General features: G+C 69.6%; 20 protein-coding genes. 7 read left to right on the top strand and 13 right to left on the bottom strand.

Annotation, left to right across the window (positions count from 1 at the left end):
• Window positions 1-130 precede the first annotated feature (130 nt).
• Complete coding sequence (locus K8625_RS24840) at window positions 131-520, top strand: zf-TFIIB domain-containing protein (RefSeq protein WP_223745698.1); 390 nt, start codon at window positions 131-133, stop codon at window positions 518-520.
• Window positions 521-542: 22 nt separating this feature from the next.
• Here K8625_RS24840 and K8625_RS24835 read toward each other — a convergent pair whose 3' ends face one another.
• A complete protein-coding gene (locus K8625_RS24835) occupies window positions 543-1,373 on the bottom strand; it encodes a discoidin domain-containing protein (RefSeq protein WP_223784094.1) in 831 nt (276 codons plus the stop codon).
• Between the two features lie 162 nt (window positions 1,374-1,535).
• On the opposite strand from K8625_RS24835, the gene K8625_RS24830 reads away from it, so the two are divergent.
• Window positions 1,536-3,545: an ABC transporter substrate-binding protein gene (locus tag K8625_RS24830; protein WP_370641970.1), complete on the top strand. Its 2,010-nt coding sequence runs from the start codon at window positions 1,536-1,538 to the stop codon at window positions 3,543-3,545.
• Entirely contained in the window at window positions 3,542-4,312 is a 771-nt protein-coding gene (locus K8625_RS44530; protein ID WP_223745695.1) for a DUF695 domain-containing protein, read from the top strand. Before K8625_RS24830 ends, K8625_RS44530 begins: the two co-directional genes overlap by 4 nt.
• A gap of 14 nt (window positions 4,313-4,326) precedes the next feature.
• Here the strand turns inward: K8625_RS44530 and K8625_RS24820 are convergent, their stop codons facing one another.
• Window positions 4,327-5,862, bottom strand: coding sequence for a hypothetical protein (locus K8625_RS24820; protein ID WP_223784092.1), 1,536 nt, complete (start codon window positions 5,860-5,862; stop codon window positions 4,327-4,329).
• Between the two features lie 236 nt (window positions 5,863-6,098).
• Here K8625_RS24820 and K8625_RS24815 point away from each other — a divergent pair, with 236 nt between their 5' ends.
• Complete coding sequence (locus K8625_RS24815; RefSeq protein WP_223745693.1) at window positions 6,099-6,419, top strand: FHA domain-containing protein; 321 nt, start codon at window positions 6,099-6,101, stop codon at window positions 6,417-6,419.
• 22 nt (window positions 6,420-6,441) lie between these two features.
• Here the strand turns inward: K8625_RS24815 and K8625_RS24810 are convergent, their stop codons facing one another.
• The 7 genes from K8625_RS24810 to K8625_RS24780 form a co-directional block, all read right to left on the bottom strand.
• Entirely contained in the window at window positions 6,442-7,227 is a 786-nt protein-coding gene (locus K8625_RS24810) for an endonuclease/exonuclease/phosphatase family protein (RefSeq protein ID WP_223784091.1), read from the bottom strand.
• A gap of 92 nt (window positions 7,228-7,319) precedes the next feature.
• Window positions 7,320-7,970 (bottom strand): DUF1826 domain-containing protein, encoded by a 651-nt coding sequence (locus K8625_RS24805; protein WP_223784090.1) that lies wholly within the window; start codon window positions 7,968-7,970, stop codon window positions 7,320-7,322.
• Window positions 7,970-9,214, bottom strand: coding sequence for a zinc metallochaperone GTPase ZigA (zigA, locus tag K8625_RS24800; RefSeq protein WP_223784089.1), 1,245 nt, complete (start codon window positions 9,212-9,214; stop codon window positions 7,970-7,972). Before zigA ends, K8625_RS24805 begins: the two co-directional genes overlap by 1 nt.
• Window positions 9,211-9,375 (bottom strand): 50S ribosomal protein L33, encoded by a 165-nt coding sequence (gene rpmG / locus K8625_RS24795; protein WP_046714983.1) that lies wholly within the window; start codon window positions 9,373-9,375, stop codon window positions 9,211-9,213. Before rpmG ends, zigA begins: the two co-directional genes overlap by 4 nt.
• 95 nt (window positions 9,376-9,470) lie before the next feature.
• Entirely contained in the window at window positions 9,471-9,866 is a 396-nt protein-coding gene (locus K8625_RS24790; RefSeq protein ID WP_223745689.1) for a hypothetical protein, read from the bottom strand.
• Between the two features lie 74 nt (window positions 9,867-9,940).
• On the bottom strand, window positions 9,941-11,362 hold the full coding sequence (locus tag K8625_RS24785) for a sigma-54 dependent transcriptional regulator (RefSeq protein WP_141329971.1): 1,422 nt from the start codon (window positions 11,360-11,362) through the stop codon (window positions 9,941-9,943).
• Entirely contained in the window at window positions 11,359-12,867 is a 1,509-nt protein-coding gene (locus tag K8625_RS24780; RefSeq protein ID WP_223745687.1) for a HAMP domain-containing sensor histidine kinase, read from the bottom strand. Before K8625_RS24780 ends, K8625_RS24785 begins: the two co-directional genes overlap by 4 nt.
• Before the next feature lie 233 nt (window positions 12,868-13,100).
• Here K8625_RS24780 and K8625_RS24775 point away from each other — a divergent pair, with 233 nt between their 5' ends.
• Window positions 13,101-14,843: a SulP family inorganic anion transporter gene (locus K8625_RS24775; RefSeq protein WP_223784088.1), complete on the top strand. Its 1,743-nt coding sequence runs from the start codon at window positions 13,101-13,103 to the stop codon at window positions 14,841-14,843.
• A gap of 156 nt (window positions 14,844-14,999) precedes the next feature.
• Window positions 15,000-17,744 (top strand): YncE family protein, encoded by a 2,745-nt coding sequence (locus tag K8625_RS24770; RefSeq protein ID WP_223784087.1) that lies wholly within the window; start codon window positions 15,000-15,002, stop codon window positions 17,742-17,744.
• A 267-nt stretch (window positions 17,745-18,011) separates the two neighbouring features.
• Here K8625_RS24770 and K8625_RS24765 read toward each other — a convergent pair whose 3' ends face one another.
• The 3 genes from K8625_RS24765 to K8625_RS24755 all read right to left on the bottom strand — a co-directional run bounded on the left by K8625_RS24765 (window position 18,012) and on the right by K8625_RS24755 (window position 19,940).
• Window positions 18,012-18,401, bottom strand: a complete 390-nt coding sequence (locus K8625_RS24765) for a hypothetical protein (RefSeq protein ID WP_223745683.1) — start codon at window positions 18,399-18,401, stop codon at window positions 18,012-18,014.
• Window positions 18,402-18,452: 51 nt separating this feature from the next.
• Entirely contained in the window at window positions 18,453-18,986 is a 534-nt protein-coding gene (locus K8625_RS24760) for an SMI1/KNR4 family protein (RefSeq protein WP_223784086.1), read from the bottom strand.
• A gap of 603 nt (window positions 18,987-19,589) precedes the next feature.
• A complete protein-coding gene (locus K8625_RS24755) occupies window positions 19,590-19,940 on the bottom strand; it encodes a hypothetical protein (RefSeq protein ID WP_223784085.1) in 351 nt (116 codons plus the stop codon).
• 407 nt (window positions 19,941-20,347) lie between these two features.
• On the opposite strand from K8625_RS24755, the gene K8625_RS24750 reads away from it, so the two are divergent.
• Window positions 20,348-20,593, top strand: coding sequence for a hypothetical protein (locus K8625_RS24750; protein ID WP_223745680.1), 246 nt, complete (start codon window positions 20,348-20,350; stop codon window positions 20,591-20,593).
• A gap of 299 nt (window positions 20,594-20,892) precedes the next feature.
• On the opposite strand, the gene K8625_RS24745 is transcribed toward K8625_RS24750, so the two are convergent.
• The gene (locus tag K8625_RS24745; RefSeq protein ID WP_223784084.1) at window positions 20,893-21,600 is read right to left on the bottom strand and encodes a thioredoxin family protein; all 708 of its coding nucleotides are present in this window, start codon (window positions 21,598-21,600) and stop codon (window positions 20,893-20,895) included.
• Window positions 21,601-21,654: the final 54 nt, after the last annotated feature.

Raw genomic sequence — 21,654 nt, 5'->3', positions numbered from 1 at the left:
CCTTTCGACCCCCAGACGGCGCGTTGCCAACAGAAGCGGCAACGTGGGTTGCATCCCAAATTTCGCGCGACCTATCATTCTCGGACCACTGGGGACGTGCGTCCCCCATTGCAGGAGAATGAACCGTCCCATGGATTGCCCCAGCTGCAACGTCGAGATGGCCGATCTCGAGGGGGATGACCAGACGTTGCGAAAGTGTGGAGACTGCGGCGGGCTCTGGATCGACGTCGCGGACCTGAACCGGGTCCTGCTCCACAACAACCTCCAAGGGCTGGAGCATCAGGGAGGCAAGGTGGACGCGGAGGCGTTGACCGGCCAGTGCCCCGAGTGCCATGTCGACCTCGTCCGCGTGGACGGCGGCGACCGCCAGCACCCGCTCCACTACGACACCTGCGAGTCCTGCGGTGGCATCTTCCTGGAGTCGGAATTCCAGGACGCCACCGACGTGAAGGTCGCGGAGAAGGAGATCATCGACTTCTTCCGCCGCTTCAGCGCCAAGAAGAAGGTGGCCGCCCTCTAGACGGGCGGCACGCCGGACGGACCTAGGGCTGGCCGCGGAAACCGCGGCCCCACTCCTCGGCCAGGGCCCCCTCGGGCTCCAAGGTGGCGCCCGCATCGTCCGAGCCGCCCTTCTGCAGCCGCAGCGTCACCTTGCCGCGCTTGGGCACCTCCAGCGTGAGTCGGGAACCGGACAGGGCATACGTGCCCGTCACGGCGCTGGGCTCGCCGCCCTCCAGCGGCTCGTGCGCGAAGCGGTACGTCCCGTCCACGTAGAGCGAGAGGAAGCGGTCCGGAGCGCCCTCCAGGCCGCTGAACCACGTGCCCAACAGGGGCGCCAGCCGCGCGTCGTAGCGCAGCCGGGGCGCAAGCCACGTGCCGTTGAGCGCCTTGCCTCCCGAGTAGAAGATGAGGTCGGTGACGCAGACGGGGCCGTTCTCCGCCGTGCCCGGGAAGCGCTCGGAAACCTCCAGCGTGAAGCGGTTGCCCGTCATGGCGGGGCTGATGGGGACGACCTGGAGCCCGCGCTTGTCCTCCACCTTGAGGCTCTTGGACGTGTCCACGGTGGTGAGGGTGAGCTTCTTCGCCCGCGCGTGGGCCTTGTACGCGGCCTTGTCGGTGCCGTCGCCCGTGTAGACGCGCACCTCGTCGATGGTCACCACGTCCTTGAAGCCGATGGTGACGGCGGCGGGCGGCGTCCCCGTGGCGCACCAGGCCGTCGTGTCGCGTCCATCCAACAGGTGCAGGGGCGAGTAGCGCTCCGGCTGGCGCTCGCGCTCCAGGTAGTCGGAGGCCTGGGCGTAGCCCGGCGGGGCGGTGGACGCGGCGGGCGCGGCGCTCGAGAGCAGCAGCAGGGCGAGGGGGAGGCGGCTCATGGCGCCATCTTGGATCGCCCCGCGTCGACGGCTCCAGTCCCTGGCTGGAAGTCTTCGCGGTGAATCCAGCGACAGCGGATCCCCGGCCCGGGGGGATGAAAGCGCCCGCCGCGATGTTGGGGTGCTTGACACTCGGACGCCGCGAGGAAGTGATGCGGCACGATGCGGAGAATGAACGTGACGCGACGCTGGGGGTGGGTCTGTGTGCTGGCCGCGACGCTGGTCGCCTGCAAGGACGACAAGCCGGCCGAGGTGCCCGACGCGGGGCCCGTGGAGACAGGGCCCGCGGCGCTCACGGAGCAGGAGCCCAATGAGCGGCCCGAGCAGGCGCTCGACATCACCCGCGACAGCACGGTGACGGCGGAGCTGACGGCGCAGCCCAACAAGGCCGACGAGGACTGGTACCGGCTGGCGCCCTCCGCGCCCCGGGTGGTGGACGTCACCGTGTCGGGCCTGCCCGGCGGGGACATCACCCTGGAGGTCCATGACCGGGACAGGAACCGCCTGGCCGCCGTCAACAGCGAGGGCGACGGCAAGCCGGAGCGCTTCCCCAACCTCTACGTGGAGAAGGAGCGCTGGGTGCGCGTGGCGCCCGCGCGCAAGGGCGTGGGCGGGGCGTACACGTTGACGGTGAAGATGCGCGCGCCCAACGACGGCGAGGAGCACGAGCCGAATGATCGCGCGGTGGACGCGATTCCCCTGCCGCTGGGGCAGACGGTGACGGCGTTCCTGGGCCACGCGGGCGACGAGGACTGGTACCGGGTGGAGCTGCCCGAGGCCGCCGTCCCCACGCCTCCGCCGGGCGAGGGCGTCCCCGCGCCGGACGACGCGCAGGGGGCCACGCCGACGCAGGGCGCCGCGCCCCAGGGAGCCGAGGCGCTCCAGGGCGCCGTGGCGCAGGGCGCGGCCGCCGCGCAGGGTGAGGCGCCCTCCCCCGCTCCGGGCTCGGAGAGCGGCGCGGCCACGGGCACGCCGGAGGAAGGCGCGGCGCCGCTGGACACGCCGCCCGCCCCCTCGGGCACCTTCGCCGGAGGAGAGCCCCCCGCGGCGCCTCGGCCCCAGGGCGCGGCGGTGGCGCAGGCGACGGACGCGGGCACCGCCGTGCCGCCCGAGCCTCCCTCGGTGGCGTTGAAGATCGAACTGTCCGCGGTGGAGGGCGTGCGGCCGGAGCTCTCCGTGCTGTCGGCGGCCGAGGCGCCGCTGTTCTCGCTGCGAGGCAAGGAGGGCGAGGCGCTGTCGCTGCGCAACATCGGCGTGCGGGCGACGGACCGGGTGGTCTACGTGGTGGTGAAGGGCGGCTGGACGGGGACGGGCAAGGAGGCGCGCCGCACGTTCAACTCGGGCACGCCGTACACGCTCACCGTGACACAGGAGGAGGCCGGCGCGAACGCGGAGCTGGAGCCCAACGACGAGCTGTACAAGGCGACGCCGCTGACGGCCGGCGGCTACCGCGAGGGCTTCATCTCGCCCAAGGGCGACGTGGACCACTTCGTGCTGCGCACGACGGAGCCGGTGCTAGCGAAGGTGGAGCTGTCGGGCGTGGAGCGGCTGGACCTGGTGCTCTCCATGGTGGAGCCGCCCCAGGGTGACGGTCAGCAGGAGACGGTGCTGCTGCGGGCCAACGACGGCGCGCTGAAGGAGCCCGAGCGCCTGAACAACGTCGCGTGCAGTGGCTCGTGCTGGTTCCGGGTGGAGGGCGCGTCGCGCAAGGTGGAGGGCAAGTGGGTGAAGGACTTCGAGAACGCGGAGCAGCCCTACCGCATCAGCATCACCACGGTGCCGGACAACGGCGGCGAGGAGCGCGAGCCGAACAACAACCTGGAGCGCGCGCAGGAGCTGACGCTCGGCAAGGCGGTGCGCGGCACGGTGTTCCCGGTGAAGGACACGGACTTCTACCGCCTGGACCTGTCGGACCGTCCGGTGCGTACGCCGCTGAAGGCGACGCTGTTGGGCATCCTCAAGGTGGACGTGGGCCTGTACCTGCACCGCGTGCAGCCGGACGGGAAGCTGTCGCTGGTGCAGACGGCGGACCGGGCCAAGGGCGACCAGCCGGAGAGCATCCGCTTCAGCGCGGAGCCCGGCGTCTACATCTTCGAGGTGCGCGACGCGAAGAACCGCGAGGCCAACTTCCAGGACTCGTACCAGCTCACGGTGGAGGAAGGTGAGCAGTGAGCAGCGCGGTGAAGGCCTGGGAGGAGAACTTCGATACGTATCTGATGGAGCTGGAGGACGGCCCCACGTCGTTCCTCCTGGACATGGAGGCGGCGTCCCAGGCGCCTCTTTCGAGCCATCCGCTCCGGCTCACCGTGCGCGTGGCGATGAAGTCGCCCCGGCCGGACGGCCTGCGCTCGCGTGAGGAGTCGGACGCGCTCTTCGCTTTGGAGGATGCGTTCGTCCCGGCGCTCGGGGCGCTGGGGTTCCTCTTCGTGGGCCGCAGCGTGGGGCAGGGCCTCACGGAGGCGTTCTTCTTCGGCCCGCGCGGCGTCTCGCAGTCCGAGGTCCAGCGCGTGGTGACCCCCGTGCAGGGTGACTACACGCTGGAGCTGGAGCTCGAGGAGGACCCGGAGTGGGCCGTGTACTTCGACTGGCTCTATCCGCCGGAGCTCCACCGCCACCTGATGTCGAACCGGAGCCTGCTCGACCTGCTGGCGAAGCAAGGAGACCGGAGTGAAGTGGCGCGCGAGGTGGACCATCTGGCGCACTTCTCCAGCGAGGAGCAGGCGACCCGCGCCGGGGGGCAGCTCGCGAAGAAGGGGTTCAAGGTCTCCGCCCCGCGCGCGCCCGAGCCTCCCGATACGCGGTGGGCCGTGTCCTTCACCCGAGAGGACTCGCTGGCGGAGGGGCGCGCGGACGAGGTGACGGTGGAGATCCTGGAGGTCCTCCAGGCCCACGAGGGTGACTACGACGGCTGGGGCTGCGTGCTGACGACGATGCAGTAGCCCCCGCCCGCGCGTCATTCCATGGCGCCGTGGCGCCGGTACTCGTCGATGCTCGGCGGGTACTCGGTCCAGAACATCAGGGTTCCGCTGTGCTTCATCAGCGTCTCCTGCTTGCCTCGCGCGTCCGCATCGGAGACCGCGAGCGAGACGCCGAGGGAGATATTCGGCTCCGCCGCGCCGAGGAGGTCCGCCAACGGGAGCGTGAGCGTCATCTCGTATCCCCGAGGACGCTTGCGCCAGGTGCCCTGGATGGCGGGAAGGGGGGTGTTCGCCTCTCCCGTCCAGTCACGCGCCTCGACCTTTCCTCCCGCCGCGAGCAGGAGGCCCAGCTTGAGCTCGGAGAACGCTCCAGGCGTGCGCATCCGGTGCACGGTGAACTCCACATGGTCCGAGTGCACACCGGTACCGGTGCCCAGAGGAACAACCCTGTCATCGTGCACCTCCACGTGGAGGGCAAGCGCCCCACCCACGCGCGCCAGCCGCCAGGCGAAAGCCAGGTCCTCCGCGTCCTTCCAACCCGCGAGCCCCCAGGTGATATGGGCGGGCGTATAGGCCTGGGCCGTGGGGGCCAACGCGAGCGCGGCCTCCGTGGACTGCGCCGACCGCACGGGGTACGGCCTGATTCCGTCGACCACCGCGCCCACGGTGTCACTGAACACCATGTAGCCCGGCCGGCTGCGGGAGAGCGTCTCCATGTGCTCCATCGAGCCGCGGGCGCCGACAGGTCCCGACAAGGCGTACGCGGTGGATGACACCTGGACCTCGACCCCGTCCTCGTCGAAGCCGAGCGACCGGAGGTCGTCCCCCCTCACCAGGAGGCCACAGAAAGGTCCCTTGAGGCCGGCCTCCGCCGGTGGGGAGGCGTCCTCGGTATCGGCCTCGGACGAGGGCTCGACGCCGGAGAGCAGCAGGAAACAGGTCCCGTCCCGACAGGCATGGTCCACGGGATTGAAGCGCAGGTCCTCGCGGCACAGGGCGCGAGCCCGAGCGAGGAGCGCGTCATCCACGGGCAGGGACCTGGGAGGTTTCGGGTCGACTGGCGCCTTCCCACGCCGCGCCGCGGGCTTCGTCCACTTCGGCGTTCGAAGGGGGGCCGCGATGAATCGCGAGCCATCCGACGCGACCTTCAGGACCTGGCGGGATACGGCGGTCGGGTCCAATGCATTGGCGGGGATGCTGAAGGGCTCATTCCTGCTCGTGGTGACGACCTCGACATGCCCCGCGTCGATGAAGCGCAGGGTGCTCGGGGACCACGCGTCGAGGTCATGTGCCGCCCCCAGGAATCTCCCCTCCCGGTCCGACATGACCATCTGCTGGCTCGTGCAGAGTCCGTAGAAGCAGGGCCCCATGCTCTGGACCACGCGCCAAAGACAGAGGCGACCTTCGCAGGCGATCCGCTTCTGCGTATCCAACCCGTAGTACGCGCCACCTTCGGGCGTCTCGACCAGGACCGCACCCCTGTCGAACCAAGGCTCGGTGGGAGCGGCCAGGGTCGTCGTGCTCCCGAGCCACAGCCCGAGCGCCAGGGCTCGGCCAGGGTGCCGTCGCATCCGAGGCGCCCGGGACGGAGAGGATGCGGCGCGGTGGACTCGGTCGTTCATGGATTCCTCTTCATGCACCATGGGTTTGCAGACGGCATGCCTCGTCTTCCGACTGGAGGGACACACGGGCCCGCGACATGGCGCGTCGAGAACGCGGCTCCAGGACCACAAGGAGAGGGCCGCCAGCCACGGGGCGCTCCGCCCCTGACTGAAGGCTTCCCAGGAGTTCCTCTACAATCCCTCACATGAGCCAGATTGCCGTGCACATCGAAGACACCCGGACCGGGCAGGTGGAGACACGCCACGTCGACAACCTGGAAGCGCGCTGCTCCCGGGAGACGGGCATCGTCATCGGCTCCGCCGAGGACTGTGACATCGTGCTCGCGTCACCCGAGGTCTGCGCACACCATGCCCGGTGGTATCCCGGCGGCTACCACCGCTTCGTCCTGCTCCTCGACGAGGACGCGGTGATCAACAACTCCCGAGGCGACCCGTACCGCGGCGGGGAGACGCTGCGTGTCGACCATCGCCCCTTCCAGATCGGCCCCTTCATCATCAGCATCTAGCGCGGAACGGACTGGCCTTGCCTCACGCCCGCCGCAGCGTCGCGACCAGGGGTAGGTGGTCCGAGGGCTCCTGCTCCGAGGGCAGCGGCGTCAGGTCATCGATGACCGGCGGAGCAACGGGGCGGGCGCTCAGGCCCCGTGAGTGGAAGATGAAGTCGATGGCCTTGGCCTCGCCATTCGCGTTGCACGTGGGCGCGTGCTGGCCCTGGAAGGCGTCTTCCAGCCCCGCCTCGGTGAACGCGCGAACCAGCGGCTCGCCGGGGCGCGCATTGAAGTCACCGCAAGCCACCCACAGCGCGCCTGGGTCCGCCTGGACGACCTCCCCGAGCAGCTCCGTGGCCTGCTGCATCCCCTGGTGCAGCGCCACCGGCCTGTCGGGCCGGTCCCATCGCAGGTGCGTACACGCCACGCGCAAGCGGTCCTGCCCCACCGCGAAGTCGACGACCAGCGCCAGGTGCCCCGAGACGCGCCCGTCCTCCAGCACGTCCTTGAAGTAGTGGGCCCGGTGCCCCACGTGGCGCTCCACGCGATGGAACACCGCGCAACCGTCGGGCTTGCCTTGCTGCTTCAACGCCAGCACACCGGAGTACCCGTGCGAGGACAGGGACCGCTGGAGCGCGTCGAAGGTGGAGGCCTCCACCTCCTGGAGACAGACGATGTCCGCGTCCAGCGACAGGATGCGTCGGGCCAGGGCCTCCTGTCGCCTTCGCGGCTCGAAGAGGTGCGCGGGCGTGTTCGGAAACCACTCCGGTCGGATGTAGGAATCCGCGAGGAGGTTGTACGAGGCCACCCGAAGTCCCCACGCCATCGGCAACTCCTTTGACGCCCCCAACTCGGGCCGGGTGCAGGTGCCCGCCCCTCGGAGGACAGGGCCCGCCCGTTATCGCAGGCCATGCCCTTTCAGTCGACGGCGTCGATGGAGAGCATGATGCGCCGCTGCCCTGACACGAGCGCCGGGGAGCGGTGGACGACACCGTTCCCCGCGTTCCCGGGCCACGACTCTCCCTTCAACAACGCCACGTCGAAGCGCTCCAATCGCTGCACGCGCCCGCCCGCGCGGAGCACCTCGCCCTTCGGCCCCAGCCCCTCTCGCAGCGCGTCCGCGTTCTGCAGCCACTCGGTGGCGGGGCCCGCGTAGGTGCAGAGCAACCGCACGCCGACCCGGTCCACGTGGAAGCGCGGACACATCTCCCGCTCCAACGTGGTGAGCCGCACGCCCAGCCACCGGCACTCGAGGAGGTCCGCGTACACCTGGCAGAGCTGGCGCAGGTCCTCACACCAGGCCTCGCGCTCCTCCACCCCCGACAGCTCCGCGAGTGTCCCTCGGAAGTCCAGGCGTCTTGCATCCACGCGCTCGACGACGTGGAGGGTGTGCCGGGCACAGACAGTCCCCAACCACCGGCTGAGCTCGGAGCCCAGGCCCCGGCGCCACACGCAGAGGTTGAGACCCTCGCGATAGATTTCCGTCAGCTCCGAGGGCTGCCAGACGAGGACGTGCGAGGCGGACCATGACTCGGGAGCGCGTGACTCCCACCGCGAGGCGGGCTCCATCAGGCGCTCCGCTCCTCGGCGGCCGCGTCCTCGTCGCGCACCACCTCCCACGCCGGGAAGGGGTCTTCCAGCGCAGACCATCCGGAAGGGCCCAGCGCGAGCTCCGCGGGCGTCAAGAGACACGCCTCGAGTTGCCCCAGGACCTCCTCGGGGTCCGCATCCCGGGTGATGAAGACCAGCTCCTGACGCCGGTCCCCATACGGCCCCGTCATCTCGCGCTCGAGCTCCGCCTGGGCCTCGGGCTCCTCCGGCCACTCCTCGCGAGGCACCGCGGCCCACCACAGGCCCGCGGGCTCGAAGCTGCACGCGCCACCGGCCTGGGCCCACACGCCCGTGATGTCCATCCGGGTGGCGAGCCAGAAGAACCCCTTGCTGCGCAGCACGCCCTTCCAGCTCCCATGGATGAAGTCCCAGAAGCGCTGGGGATGCAGCGGCACGCGGCCGCGGAAGACGAAGCTGCGGATGCCGTACGTCTCGGACTCCGGCACGTGCTCGCCGCGAAGCTCCTTGAGCCACCCCGGAGCACGACTCGCGCGCTCGAAGTCGAAGCGCCGGGTATCGAGCACCTCCGCGAGCGGCACCCTGCCCCGCTCCGCCAGCACCTGCCGCGCCTCCGGGTTGAGCCTGCGCAGAATCTCGCCCAGCTCCTCCAACTGGGAGGCGGAGACCAGGTCCGTCTTGTTCAGCACCAGCACGTCCGCGAACTCCACCTGCTCCACCAGCAGGTCCACCACCGTCCGCTCATCCTCGTCGGCGATGGCGAGGCCACACTCGGCCAGCCCCTGCGAGCCCTCCCAGTCGCGCAGGAAGTTGAGCGCATCCACCACCGTCACCAGCGTGTCCAGCCTCGCCACGTCGGACAGGCTGCGGCCGGACTCGTCGGCGAAGGTGAAGGTCTCCGCCACCGGCAGCGGCTCGGAGATGCCGGTGGACTCGATGAGCAGGTAGTCGAAGCGCTCCTCACGGGCCAGCCGCCCCACCTCCTCGAGCAGGTCCTCCCGGAGCGTGCAGCAGATGCAGCCGTTGGACAGCTCCACCAGCTTCTCGTCCACCCGGCTGAGCGAGGCGCCGCCCTGCACGAGCCGCGCGTCGATGTTCACCTCGCTCATGTCATTGACGATGACGGCGACGCGCAGACCCTCACGGTTGTTGAGGATGTGATTGAGCAGGGTCGTCTTCCCCGCGCCGAGGAAACCGGAGAGGACGGTGGTGGGAAGGCGGCGCTTCACGGCGGGCTCGCTCATGGCTTGCCCTCCACGAACAGCACATGCTTGCGCACGCGAGGGTCGTACTTCTTGAGCTGGAGCTTGTCCTGCGACTTCCGCTTGTTCTTCGTCGTCGTGTAGAAGTAGCCGGTCTTCGCGGTCGACACGAGATGGACGATGGTCCGATTGCCCTTGGGCATGATGAATCCATTGAGAGAGGAATTGAAGGAAACGCGCGCGACGAGGCGCTGGGCGCCATGGCCCAGGCCCGCGACACGAGACGGACTGCGACGGCTCAGCGACCGGGCGGAGAGCCCTTCGGTGCGAGCGCCAGCAACGGAACTCCGGAGCCATTCCCCACGGACTCCTCGAGCGTGAGGAGCGGCCGCGACGACGGGACCGTCAGCAGGAGTCCAGCAGGCAGGAACACCGCCTGACGCGCCTGTGCCCAGGCCAGGGCACACCGCGCATGCGAATCTCCATCCTCCTCGCCATCCGTGAGCGCGACCTCGGCCCCGGGCCCCTGTCGCACGGCGGACGCGAGGAGCCCCGCGTCGTCCAACTCCTCGAACGCCCGATGCTCGGCGCAGTAGCGGTGCGCGTGCTCGTCCGAATGGAGCACCCCCACCAGCGGCAACGTCAGCCACAACACCGCGAGGGTGGCCGCGCAGGCGCGCGCTGGAAGGGACATGGGGCGGAGCATCGGACGCTTACGTAACTCGATTGCAAAAACCAATCAAGCCCGTCGTCCCTCCGTCCCCGGCGCTACTTGAACTCCGCGGGCGACAGGCCGTGCCTTCGCAACAGCTCGTAGAAGTCCGTCCGGTTGCGGCTCGCGGTGCGCGCGGCCGCGGCCACGTTGCCCTTCGAGCGGCGGAGCACCTCGGACAGGTAGCGCCGCTCGAAGCGGTCTCTCGCCTCGCGCAGCGTGGGCAGCTCCCCTTCCGCGCTCAGCCAGTCCTGCTCCTCCTCGCGAGCGGCGTCCGCTGGCGCGCGGGAGGACGTCGGCGGGTCGAACATGCGCGCCACGTGCTCGAAGCGGATGTCGTCCTCGGGCGCCAGCAGCACCAGCGCCTCCATGGCGTTCACCAGCTCGCGGACGTTTCCCGGCCACGAGTGCGAGCGCAAGAGGTCCATCACCTCCGGCGCCAGCCGGGGCAGCCGCAGCCCGTTGCGCGCGGCGGCCTGCTCCAGGTGCCGCGTGGCGAGAATCGGGATGTCCTCCAGCCGCTCGCGCAGCGGAGGCATCACGATGGGGAGCACCGCGAGCCGGTAGTAGAGGTCCTCGCGGAAGCGCTTCGCCTCGACCTCCTCACGCAGGTCGCGGTTGGTCGCCGCCACGATGCGCACGTCGGCCTCCTCCTCCACCGTGCTGCCCACCCTCGCGAAGCGCCGCTCCTGGAGCACGCGCAGCAGCTTCACCTGGACCCGGAGCGCCGCCTCGCCAATCTCGTCGAGGAACAACGTCCCGCCGCGCGCCGCGCCGAACAACCCCTCGCGCGTCTGCGTGGCCCCGGTGAAGGCGCCCTTCACGTGGCCGAACAGCTCGCTCTCCAGAAGCTCCGGCGGCAGCGCCCCGCAGTTGACCGCGACGAACGGCCCGCTCGCGCGCCGCGACAGCGCATGGACCTGCCGCGCCGCCAGCTCCTTGCCCGTGCCGGACTCGCCCAGGATGAGCACCGTCGCCTCGGACGGGGCCACCCGCGCGATGCGGTCCCTCACCTCGGCGATGGCGGAGCTGGTGCCCAGCAGTCGCTCGGGCGTGGTGCCCGCGACGATGCGGCGCAGGTCGGCCAGCTCCCGCCGCAAGTCACTGCGCTCCGTCGCGTGCAACAGCTTCTGGACCAGCTCGTGGTCCTGGAAGGGCTTGGTGAGGAAGCCATACGCGCCCCGCTGCATCGCCTCCACGGCCGTCTCGATGGTGCCGTGCGCGGTGAGGATGACGACGGGCAGGTCCGGCGAGCGGGCCCGCATCTGTCCCATCACCTCCAGCCCATCCGCCCCCTCCAGCCGGAGGTCGAGCACGACGGCGTCCACCTCCTCCTGCTCGAGCAGCTCCAGCCCGCGGGCCGCCGTGAGCGCGGTGGTGACCTTCATCCCACGCGCTTCCAGTCTCAACGAGATGAGCTCACACAGCTCCGCGTCGTCGTCCACCACCAACACATGTCCACCGCGGGGGTGCTTCATCCTTCCATCCTCTTGGACATCGCTTCCGTCGCCACCGGGGCGGGTGCTCCCAACCCCAGCGGGAACACCAGCACGAACCGCGCGCCGGGGTTCGCGTTCTCCAGCACCAGCACATCACCGCCCAGCGCCCGCATCATCCGCTGCGCCAGGGGCAACCCCAACCCCAACCCATCCGCGGCGGCGGCGCCCACCGCGCGGGTGAAGAAGGGCTCGAAGACCCGCGGACGCACGTCGTCGGGCACGCCGGGGCCTTCATCCCGCACCTCGATCCGCGCCCACGTCCCGGGCTGGCCATCCGGCCCCCGGGGCATGAGCGTGCGGGTGACGTAGACAGTCTGACCGGGCGCGGAGACGCGCACACCATTCGTCATCAGGCTCACCAACGAGCGCTCCACCAGCGCGGCATCCAGCGAGGCCGGAGGCGTCGTGCCCTCGGCCTGGAGCACCAGCTTCGTACCGCGTTCCTCCGCCAGCTCGTTGACCTCCTCGACGGCGCGCGCGATGACGTCATCCAACCGACACCCCTCGTCCCGGCGCACGGCCTTGCCCGCCTGGACCCGGGTCAAATCCAACAGCGCGGTGACCAGCCGGATCTCGCGCTCGCACGCCACCTGCGCCAGCGCCACCACGCGCTGCTGCTGCGCCGTCAAGGGGCCCGCGGTGCCGTCCGCCAACAGACCGATGGCCGTGCGCAGCCGCGCCAGCGGCGTGCGCAGGTCATGAGAGGCGGAGGCGACGAAGGCGTCCTTGAGCTGGTCGAGCTCCGACAGCCGGCCCCGCATGCGGTCCAGGTCCGCCCACAGCGCGCGAATCTCACTGGGCCCGGAGACCGCGGGCAGCGGCGCGAAGTTGCCGTCCCCCACCCGGTGCGCCAGCGCGGACAACTGCCCCAGCGGGCGCGTCACCCCTTGAGCCACCCACCGCGCCACCGCCCACGCCGCCACCACCGCCATGGCCCCCAGGATGAGCCCCACCGCGATGGCGGACGAGCCGATGTCGTGCGCCCGCATCTCGCGCTGACGGATGGCCGAGTGCAGCGCGAGCGTGGTGTTGATCCACGCGTCGGTGAGCTGCTCCGCCAGGTGCAGGCGCTGGTTGCGCAGCGCCGCGTTCTGCAGCCGCTCGCACGTGTCGCCCTGGAGGATGTGGCTTGCGTAGTTCTTGAAGCCCTCGGCCGCGCGCAGGAGCAACGGCTGTGTGGCGGCGCCGTGACGCTTCAGGAGGGCGTCCAGGTGGGTGAGCCGTTGCCCGAGCGTCGCCGCGGCAGCGGGCACCTCCTGGGGACTGTGCTCACAAGCGAACAGGCCCTGACGGGCGGCCACCTCCACGGCCCAGGCGGCCTGATGGACGGCCTCCTCCTTGATGACTCCGCCGAGCTGCTCCTCACGGACCTCCGTGAGCAGGGACGTCATCCGGACGATGGCCACCCCCGAGAAGGCAGCCGCGCCCAGCAGCGCGGCGGTCATGAGTGCGTGGGAGATGAGCAGTCGGTGAGCGAGTCGCATGAGGCCGATTCATACGCATGTGAGGGCGCGCTTGTTCCGGAAGTCTCACTACCGAGCTGACGAGCGTCGCGCAGCAATTTCGAGCGGGTGTTCCCTCGTGAATCTTCCTGTCGGTTCCGACAGACAGGTGTCGGCCGACAGGTGACGACGAAGCGTCGGCCTCGGCCGACAGTTGAATCAGCATTCAGAGGGGAGAGGCCGTCGGCACGGTCCATGTAGATGGCCCGGGCATCATGGTCGAGACTCCTACGCTCAAGACGCCCCGTGGATGGACCGCAGGTCCGAAGCGGTTGTGGACGGACTGGAAGCAGATGGTGTCACGCCGGACGCTCCCGGGTGACGCGAGCGCCGCTCTGACAGTGGCGTGTGTCGCGCTTCCTTTGAATCTGGCGCTGGCGGTGGCCTCGGGGCTACCTCCCGAGGTCGGCCTCATCAGCGGCGCCGTCGCCGGTGTCGTCGCGGCGATGCTCGGCGGAGGCCGGCTCCAGGTGACGGGCCCCGAGGCCGCGCTCGTGCCCACCGTGCTGCTCATCTCCATGAAGCACGGCGTGGCGGGCGTCATCGTGGCCACGCTCGCGTGCGGCGCGCTCCAGGTGGTGCTCGGCCTGTCCCGCGCGGGCAGGCTCGCGCAGTTCATGCCCTCCGAGGTCACCCGTGGCTTCACCGCCGGCATCGGGTTGTTGCTGCTCGACGGTCAGCTTCCCCGGCTGCTCGGCGCGGTGACGGAGGGCACGTCCTCCGCGCGCGCGCTGGTGCTCCCCTCCACGTGGTCCACCTGGTCCGTGCACGGCGCCTCCGTGGTGGTGGGCGTGCTGGTGGTGGCCTGCATGCTCCTCATGCCCAAACTGCACCGCTCCATTCCCGCGGTGCTGGTGGGGCTGGTGGTCGCCACCGCGGCGTCCAGCCTGGGTGTGCTCTCCGAGGGCCTGGCGCGCGTCGGCGCGCTGCCCACGGGCCTGCCCATGCCGGTGATGCCCTCCTTCGCGGGGCTGGACTTCCAGGCGCTCCTGCCGGACATCCTGGCGCTGACGGTGCTGGCGTCGTTGGGCTCGCTCCTGTCCGCGCGGGCGCTGGACCAGCTGCCCGGGCTGGAGAACCACCGGACGGACGGAGACCAGGAGCTGGTGGCGCAGGGCTTCGCCAACGCGACATCGGCGATGTTCGGCGGCATGCCGGTGATGGGCGCCATCGTCCGCTCGTCCGTGTCCGTCCAGGCGGGGGGCCGCACGCGCGCCGCCTCCGTGCTGCACGCGGTGATGCTGCTGGGCGCCTGCATCCTGGCCGGCTCGTTGGTCGCGCTGATTCCGATGGCCGCGCTCGCCGCCATCCTGCTCGTCGTCGCCACGCGGCTGTTGGACTTGCGCGGGCTGCGCGCGCTGATGCGGCAGAACGCGGGCAAGGGGGCGGTGTCCGTTGCGACCGCGCTGCTCATCGCCACGGTGGGCTTCCTGCCGGGCCTGGTCGCGGGCGTGCTGCTGTCACTGGCGTGGGGCTTCTTCTCGCGGCCCAGGGCCCATGTGCGCAGCCTGCTGCTGCGCCCCGATGGCCGCCCGCTCTTCCGCCCGCTCGGCGCCGAGGGGCAGGACACCTACGCGCGGCCTCCGGTGCAGTTGCTGCGCGTGCGCGGCGACCTGGATGTGCGCTCCTGCGCCAACGTGAGCGCGGCGCTGCAGGCTCCGCCCTGGCCGGACTTCCTGGTGCTGGACCTCTCCGAGGTGAAGTTCATGGACGCGGCGGGGCTTCGCACCCTGCGCGAGCTGTCCGATGCGCTGGCCGTCCGCAGGGGCCGGGTGCTGGTGGCGGGCGCGCGCAACGGCGTCGCCAAGATGATGGAGACGGACGGGACGTGGTCGGACACCAGTCCGCACGCGATGATGGCGACGATGGAGGACGTGCTGGAGCACATCAAACAGGAGAGCACCCAGCAGGCCCCCGCGAAGGTGACGAACACCTCGGGGGCACCGCAGCCCACCTGAGCCACGTCGCCACCTGCCCCCCAGGTGGCGCCCCCTCCCCACAGCGCGCGTCAGCGGTTCATGCTAAAGACTCATCCAATTAAGGATAGTCAGATTTAGCAGTCATCGCTGAATTCTCCACCCACGCGCGAACGAGGGTGTCGCGCGGGAGGCTCCATGCCCTGTGTCCGAGAGGTGCGGCTCTCGTTGTTGCTGTGCGTGGTGCTGGTGGCGGGCGCTGCGCGGGCCCAGTCACCGAGCACCTTCGTGAACTGGGAGCACCCCCACGTCCACCCGCTGGAGCTGACGCCGGACGGCACGCGCCTGCTCGCGGTGAACACGGCGGACAACCGGCTCATGGTGTTCTCCGTGACGGGCGGGGCGCCGGTGCTCACGGCCTCCATCCCGGTGGGCCTGGACCCCGTGTCCGTGCGCGCCCGGAGCAACACCGAGGCGTGGGTCGTCAACCACGTCTCCGACAGCGTCAGCATCGTGGACCTCACCACGCTCAACGTCAGGGCCACCCTCCCCACGGATGACGAGCCCGCGGACGTCATCTTCGCGGGCTCACCGCAGCGCGCGTTCATCTCCTGCTCGCAGGTGAACCGCGTGCTGGTGCTGGACCCGACCAACCCCCTCGCCACGCCCACGCGGCTCGCGCTGCAAGGTGAAGAGCCTCGAGCGCTCGCCACCAACGCGGCGGGCACCCACGTCTATGTCGCCTTCTTCGAGTCCGGCAATCGCAGCACGGTGCTCGGCGGTGGCAACGCGATGGGCGGCGGCGGCTTCCCCCCCAACGTGGTGAGCAGCGGGCTGGGCCCCTACGGCGGCGTCAACCCGCCCCCCAACGCCGGCAATGCGTTCAACCCGCCCAGGCGCAGCGGCACGCCCGCGCCTCCTCCCGTGGCGCTCATCGTGAAGAAGAACGCCAGCGGCCAGTGGATGGACGACAACAGCCGTGACTGGACGAGCGTCGTCTCGGGAAGCAACGCGTCCGCGTCCGGACGTCGCCCGGGCTGGGATCTGCCGGACCGGGACGTGGCCATCATCAACGCGTCCACGCTGGCCGTCACGTACGCCAGCGGGGCGATGAACCTGAACATGGCGCTGGCGGTCCACCCGGGCGGCCACGTCGTCGTGGTGGGCACGGACGCGGTGAACGAGGTCCGCTTCGAGCCCAACCTCAAGGGCCGCTTCCTGCGCGTGCTCGCCGCCGCGTTCGACCCGACCAATCCCTCCGTCGTCTCCCGCTTCGACCTCAATCCGCACCTGACGTACACCACGGGCACGGTGCCCCTGGCGACGCGGCGGCTCGCGCTGGGAGACCCGCGAGGGCTCGCCTGGAACACGGACGGCAGCCGCGTCTACATCACCGGCATGGGCTCCAACAACGTCGCCGTCATGGACGACGCGGGCGGAAGAATCACCCAGGTGACGGTCGGCGAGGGCCCCACGGGCGTGGTGCTCTCCGGGACGCGGCTCTACGTGCTCAACAAGTTCGCCGCGAGCATCTCCCTGGTGGACACCACCTCGAACACCGAGGTCGCGCGGGTGCCGTTCTTCGACCCCTCCCCCGGCGCCATCAAGGTCGGCCGCAGGCACCTCTACGACACGCACACGGGCTCGGGCCTGGGACACGTGTCGTGCGCGTCGTGCCACATCGACGGCCGGCTCGACCGGCTCGCGTGGGATTTGGGAGACCCCGCCGGCGAGATGAAGGCCGTCACCGGGCAGAACCTGGGCATGGGCATCCCCGGGCTCACGTCGAACTTCCAGCCGTGGCACGCGATGAAGGGCCCGATGACGACGCAGACGCTCCAGGACCTCATCGGCAAGGAGCCTCTGCACTGGCGCGGAGACCGCGCGGGCATCGAGGAGTTCAACGGCGCCTTCACCAGCCTCCAGGGAGACGACACCCAGCTCACCGTCATCGAGATGCAGCAGTTCGAGGACTTCCTCGCGACGCTCACCTTCCCGCCCAATCCCTTCCGGAACCTCGACAACTCGCTGCCCACGAGCCTGCCTTTGCCCGGGCACTTCACCACGGGGCGCTTCGGCGCCGCGGGACAGCCGCTGCCCAACGGGAACGCGGTCAACGGTCTGCGCATCTACCGGCCGCCGCGCCTGCTGGACTCGGGCGTCTTCGCCTGCTCGACGTGCCACACCCTGCCCACGGGCCTGGGCGCGGACGTGCGCTGGAACGGGAGCCAGTTCCTGCCCGTCAACGCGGGCCCCAACGGCGAGCGTCACACGGGGCTCGTCTCCGTGGATGGCTTCACCAACGTGACGATGAAGATTTCACAACTGCGAAACCTCTACGAGAAGGTGGGCATGGAGTTCACCCAGACGTCGAACCTGGCGGGCTTCGGCTTCTCGCATGACGGCAGCGTGGACTCGATTGCCCGCTTCATCACCGAGCCGGTGTTCACGCTCCAGAGCGACCAGGAGGTCGCGGACATGGTGGCGTTCATGCTCGCGTTCTCGGGCTCGGACCTGCCCAAGGGCACCACGACGACGGTCGCGGAGCCGCCCGGGCCGGACAGCAAGGACACCCACGCGGCGGTGGGCAGGCAGGTGACGCTGACCACGGCGAGCCCCACACCCGCGCAGACGAGCACCCTGGCCTCGTTCCAGGCCCTCGCCGACAGCGGCAAGGTGGGGCTGGTGGCGAAGGGCAACCAGGGCGGCATCGCGCGCGGCGCGACCTATGTGGGCGGGGGTCTGTTCCAGGCCGACCGCGCGGCGGAGACCGTCACCGCCGCGCAGCTCCAGACGATGGCGCTGCCCGGCAACGAGCTGACGTTCACGGTGGTGCCCAAGGGCTCGGAGGTGCGCATCGGCATCGACCGGGACCTGGACGGCGTCTTCGACCGCGATGAGCTGGACCGGGGGACCCGGCCCGATGACCCGCTGAGCCGATAGCGCTCACAGGGACTCGGCTGCCGCACCCGGAGGACACGAGAACGACGCCTGGCGGACAGGCCTGGGCCGTCACCGCATGGGATTCCATCGCGAGGCCCCCGCAGCCCGAGGCCAGCAAAGCCAACCACACCAGGGCACCACCATTCCTGACACGCATGACCGCTCCTTCCAAACGCAGCGGCGGAAGGTAGGGAGCGAGAGGGTGCCCCTCAAGTGGGCACGAAAGCGTGAGACCACGTCGCGGTGGGATTCCGAGCAGTCAGTCCCTCAGGACGAGGCGCCCCAGCGGTCGCGGTACGTCCGCCAGAGTTCGCCGCCCATGCTCTCGCGCTGAACGGGGACATCGGGCGAGGAGGAGAATCCACCGCGGGCATCGAGCCTGCTGAGCACGTGGATGATGATGCCCCGCATGTCGCCGTCCTCGAGGGGAAACACACCGCCACCGTAGGACGCGAGGTCGGCCCGCGGGTCATGGAGGAGCTGCCGCAAGCCCAGGAGCAGCCAGGGCAAGTCTCCCGAGGCCTGTGCCCCGTGGCCTATGGTCTCGATGTCGCTGTCGAGTTCACCGAGGTCTTCCGGCACTTCGTTGTGGTCGACGAAGCAGGTCAGGATGACCTGGCCCAGGTGGTAGCGAAGCATGGCGGTGCAGACCTTCATGGGCCCCCCCAGGGCGCGGCGGGGAGCCCCGCCCGCGCCGGGTACCGAGGACTACGCCTCCGCGTAGGTCTCGATGAAGTCGTCGATGACCTTGACGATGTGGGTCGAGAAGTCGCGGAAGTCATCTTCGCCGTCGGAGAGGCTGAAGGCCTCGTCATGGCTGTAGGCGACGACGGCCAGCTCGCCTTCCGGGGAGCGGGCGCGCGGGTTGAAGCACCAGAAGTTCTCCACCGAGTCGTCATCGCGGCGCTGGAAGAACAGGGCCTGGTTGATGGCCTCCGCGACCTCGGCGTCCTCGCCATCCACGGCGTCCGACGGGTCCGGCGCGGCGGCGCGCAGCAGTCCCGGCTCCTCCATCCCGATGAGCTCCTGCCCGCCGTACACCACCTTGAAGGTGCCGAGCGTGGTGATGAAGCGCACGTAGCTGGGGGGCAGCTTCAGCTTGTACTTCGCCTCCAGACCCGCCACCGCCGCGGCGTCCACCGGCGCGGCGAACTCCACGGACATGCCATCCTTCGTCTCCACGAAGGACTTCAGCCGCTCCACCGCCTGCGTCACCGCGCTCTCATTCGACTGCGTCGACATGCTTGCTCCGACCACGAGCCAGGAAGATGCCTGGTGCGCGGACGCTAGCCGTCGCCTCCAGCCATGTCATGCGGAGTAAAGCCACCCGCAGCTCGCCGACTCGACGCTCCGCCACCCACTCCATTGGAGTTCAAGAATCGACGGGGTACTCGCCTCGCAGCTCGGTCCACCGGGCATCGGAGAGACCCCAGGGGCCACAGCTGAGCCGCCGCAATCGTGGGAAGTGGTCTCGATGACGCAGGGGAACCCTCGTCCGAGAGAGCAGCACCTGTCAGCTCGAACACCTCCAGTTGGGGGCGTGCCACAGGTGGACCAGCTCACGGCACTGCGCATCGCCGAACACGCGGTTGCGCAGTTCGAGCTGACGCAAGGCGGGTAGCCCCTCGACCGCGAGGAGCAGTGCCAGGTCTTCTGGGAGCCACGCGACGAAGGCGAAGGGTGTCCGTCTCAGGGGAGATGGCCGCCAGGTCGTTGGGAGCGAACGTCACGCACGGGAGTGTACGGTGCCACGCGAGCAGGGCCCAGCACGCCCGTGTCCAAGAAGAAGGCCGGAGACGGAAGGCAGCACACCCGAGGTCCCCGGCCGGGGGTGGAACTCAGTCGTCAGTTACACGCATCGCTGCACTGCGCGAGCTGACAGCCGTAGCTGGCCGCCTTCGCATCGGCGTCCTGGCGCGCGAACCGGCACGCTTTCTTGCAGCCCCCAAGGAACGTGGTGGCGCCGAAGCCGACGACGTTGCAGGTGCCGCCGCTCGCGGTGAAGCCCGAGCAGGTCGTCTTGCAGTTGCGCGCGAACGCCTCGACGGGTCTGTCCTCGGACGAGACCTCCTCCGAGGGTGGGGGTTGCGACGTCTCATCCACAGGGACTTCGGGGGCCTCCGTCCCGGGGCCGCAGCCCACGAAACCAGAACCCAGCACGGCGAGGATGGCCAGCCAAACGACAGGTTGCTTCATGACAGCTCCTTCAAGCCATCCTGGGGCACAAGGTTCCAGGAGGCGATGGGCTGTCTAGACATCCTCGCGCAACCCGTCAACGCGCCCGATGTCCGATGTGTTTGTCATTGATGCGCATTTGTGAGAGCCCGAGAGGACGAGTGTCCGCGGGGTGCGGTGCGGGGCGTGGTCCCTCCCGACGGCTGCGCATCGCTCCAATCGAACACGGCGGTGGCGGTGTCCCAACAAAGAGGCCAGACACGCATCGCCGCCATGAAGAGACTCGGACTGCGGAAGATGACGGAGTTCAGATGAGTCACAGGTGTGCGCGGAGTCCCTCCTTGTGCGCACCCATGAGCGATTGCGCCAGGCGCTAGTCCTATCTGTTGGAAACTGACAGAGTCAGCGCCTCCGGAAAGGAGCCGTACATGTCATTCAAGTGGATGCGATTCCTGGTAGCGCCGATTGCCGCATCGACCTTGTGGGCGCCTCCCTCGCTGGCGAACACCTGCGAGGAGGAATACGCCTACTGCTATTACCTGGCCTCACTCGAGTCGGACGAACGCGCTCGCGACGCGAAGCAGAACGACTGCGACCTCGAGTACTGGATCTGCACCTCGCAGGCCCTGGGGGACGAGGCGCCCCCCGCGGAATCCACCACGAGCGCTGAGTAGCGCCCGGGCCGCCCCGCGCCGCGGAATCGACTGCGGTCCTCGGCAGACCTCCGCCCTGGACCGTCTATCTGCGCCGCCGCAGACGCCGCGCGATGAGCAATCCCAATGAGACCGCCGCCACGCAGATGCCCGCGGGGCGCACCATGGTCCCGATTCCGCCCGCGACGCTCGCCGTGACACCGAGCAATGACAGCCAGGTGGCAATGCACAGAGGGCACTTCGGGAGAAGCGCGGCCAGCAGGCCCAGGACCAGGGACACGGCCGGCACGCGCCGCGCTGTCGGGCCCTGGGACATTTGCTCAGCGTCCATACTGGTCCCGCAAGCGGACCCAGCTCATGGAGAAGGACAGCCCATCCTCGTCGCGCCCCTTCGGCGAGATGTCGAGCAACTGATAGGCGGCGTTGGCGACCTCGATGCCTCGTCCATACGTGCCGTAGGTGTGGAACACGTCACCACGCGCATCCTTCGCGAAGACGCTGAACCCCGGCATCTCCGTGTTGGACTCCCCCAGCGGTCCGTAATTGTAGACGGCCTCGCCGCTCGCCAGCGTCTCCGGACGGAAGGACACGTTGAAGTCGAAGTTGAAGCGGCTTGCCTGGGACGACACCCATGAGAAGGTCCACCCCATCCGTCGCTGGAATGCCTGGAGCTTGGGCAGCGGCGCACGGGAGACCGCGGTGAAGCGGACATCGCGTTGAGCCAGGTGCTCGACGGCGCCGTTGAAGGAGTCCGCCCAGAAGGAGCAGCTCTTGCAACCGACCTCCCACTCCGGAGCGAACATGAAGTGATAGACGACGAGCTGGCTGTGGCCCTCGAAGAGCTGCGACAGCGTCTTGGCCCCATCCGGGGTGTCGAACGTGTAGGGCTCCGTCACGCGCAGCCAGGGCAGCGCGCGACGCTCGGCGCTCAGCTCGTCGTGCATCCGGGTCAGCGCCTTCTCCTTCGCCAGCAGCGCCTTGCGCGCGGACAGCCACTCACTCCTCGACTCCGTCAGTTTCTGGGACATGGGTTTCCTCCAGGGATTGGATGCACCCAGACGTAACGGTCCGAGCCCGTGGGT

The sequence above is a fragment of the Myxococcus sp. AS-1-15 genome, from assembly GCF_020037055.1.
GTDB lineage: Bacteria > Myxococcota > Myxococcia > Myxococcales > Myxococcaceae > Myxococcus > Myxococcus fulvus.
The sequence above is the reverse complement of the archived record's forward strand: the minus strand, read 5'-3'. Positions and strand labels throughout refer to the sequence as shown.

Excerpts from the sequence above, each read along its gene's own strand:
- K8625_RS24780 (WP_223745687.1), bottom strand. The coding sequence starts at position 12,867 with ATGCGACTCGCTCACCGACTGCTCATCTCCCACGCACTCATGACCGCC.
- K8625_RS24745 (WP_223784084.1), bottom strand. The coding sequence starts at position 21,600 with ATGTCCCAGAAACTGACGGAGTCGAGGAGTGAGTGGCTGTCCGCGCGC.
- K8625_RS24815 (WP_223745693.1), top strand. The coding sequence starts at position 6,099 with ATGAGCCAGATTGCCGTGCACATCGAAGACACCCGGACCGGGCAGGTG.
- K8625_RS24820 (WP_223784092.1), bottom strand. The coding sequence starts at position 5,862 with ATGCGACGGCACCCTGGCCGAGCCCTGGCGCTCGGGCTGTGGCTCGGG.
- zigA (WP_223784089.1), bottom strand. The coding sequence starts at position 9,214 with ATGAGCGAGCCCGCCGTGAAGCGCCGCCTTCCCACCACCGTCCTCTCC.
- K8625_RS24785 (WP_141329971.1), bottom strand. The coding sequence starts at position 11,362 with ATGAAGCACCCCCGCGGTGGACATGTGTTGGTGGTGGACGACGACGCG.
- K8625_RS24770 (WP_223784087.1), top strand. The coding sequence starts at position 15,000 with ATGCCCTGTGTCCGAGAGGTGCGGCTCTCGTTGTTGCTGTGCGTGGTG.
- K8625_RS24790 (WP_223745689.1), bottom strand. The coding sequence starts at position 9,866 with ATGTCCCTTCCAGCGCGCGCCTGCGCGGCCACCCTCGCGGTGTTGTGG.
- K8625_RS24760 (WP_223784086.1), bottom strand. The coding sequence starts at position 18,986 with ATGTCGACGCAGTCGAATGAGAGCGCGGTGACGCAGGCGGTGGAGCGG.
- K8625_RS24840 (WP_223745698.1), top strand. The coding sequence starts at position 131 with ATGGATTGCCCCAGCTGCAACGTCGAGATGGCCGATCTCGAGGGGGAT.
- K8625_RS24835 (WP_223784094.1), bottom strand. The coding sequence starts at position 1,373 with ATGAGCCGCCTCCCCCTCGCCCTGCTGCTGCTCTCGAGCGCCGCGCCC.
- K8625_RS24750 (WP_223745680.1), top strand. The coding sequence starts at position 20,348 with ATGTCATTCAAGTGGATGCGATTCCTGGTAGCGCCGATTGCCGCATCG.
- K8625_RS24765 (WP_223745683.1), bottom strand. The coding sequence starts at position 18,401 with ATGAAGGTCTGCACCGCCATGCTTCGCTACCACCTGGGCCAGGTCATC.
- K8625_RS24830 (WP_370641970.1), top strand. The coding sequence starts at position 1,536 with ATGCGGAGAATGAACGTGACGCGACGCTGGGGGTGGGTCTGTGTGCTG.
- rpmG (WP_046714983.1), bottom strand. The coding sequence starts at position 9,375 with ATGCCCAAGGGCAATCGGACCATCGTCCATCTCGTGTCGACCGCGAAG.
- K8625_RS24810 (WP_223784091.1), bottom strand. The coding sequence starts at position 7,227 with ATGGCGTGGGGACTTCGGGTGGCCTCGTACAACCTCCTCGCGGATTCC.
- K8625_RS24775 (WP_223784088.1), top strand. The coding sequence starts at position 13,101 with ATGGTCGAGACTCCTACGCTCAAGACGCCCCGTGGATGGACCGCAGGT.
- K8625_RS24755 (WP_223784085.1), bottom strand. The coding sequence starts at position 19,940 with ATGAAGCAACCTGTCGTTTGGCTGGCCATCCTCGCCGTGCTGGGTTCT.
- K8625_RS24805 (WP_223784090.1), bottom strand. The coding sequence starts at position 7,970 with ATGGAGCCCGCCTCGCGGTGGGAGTCACGCGCTCCCGAGTCATGGTCC.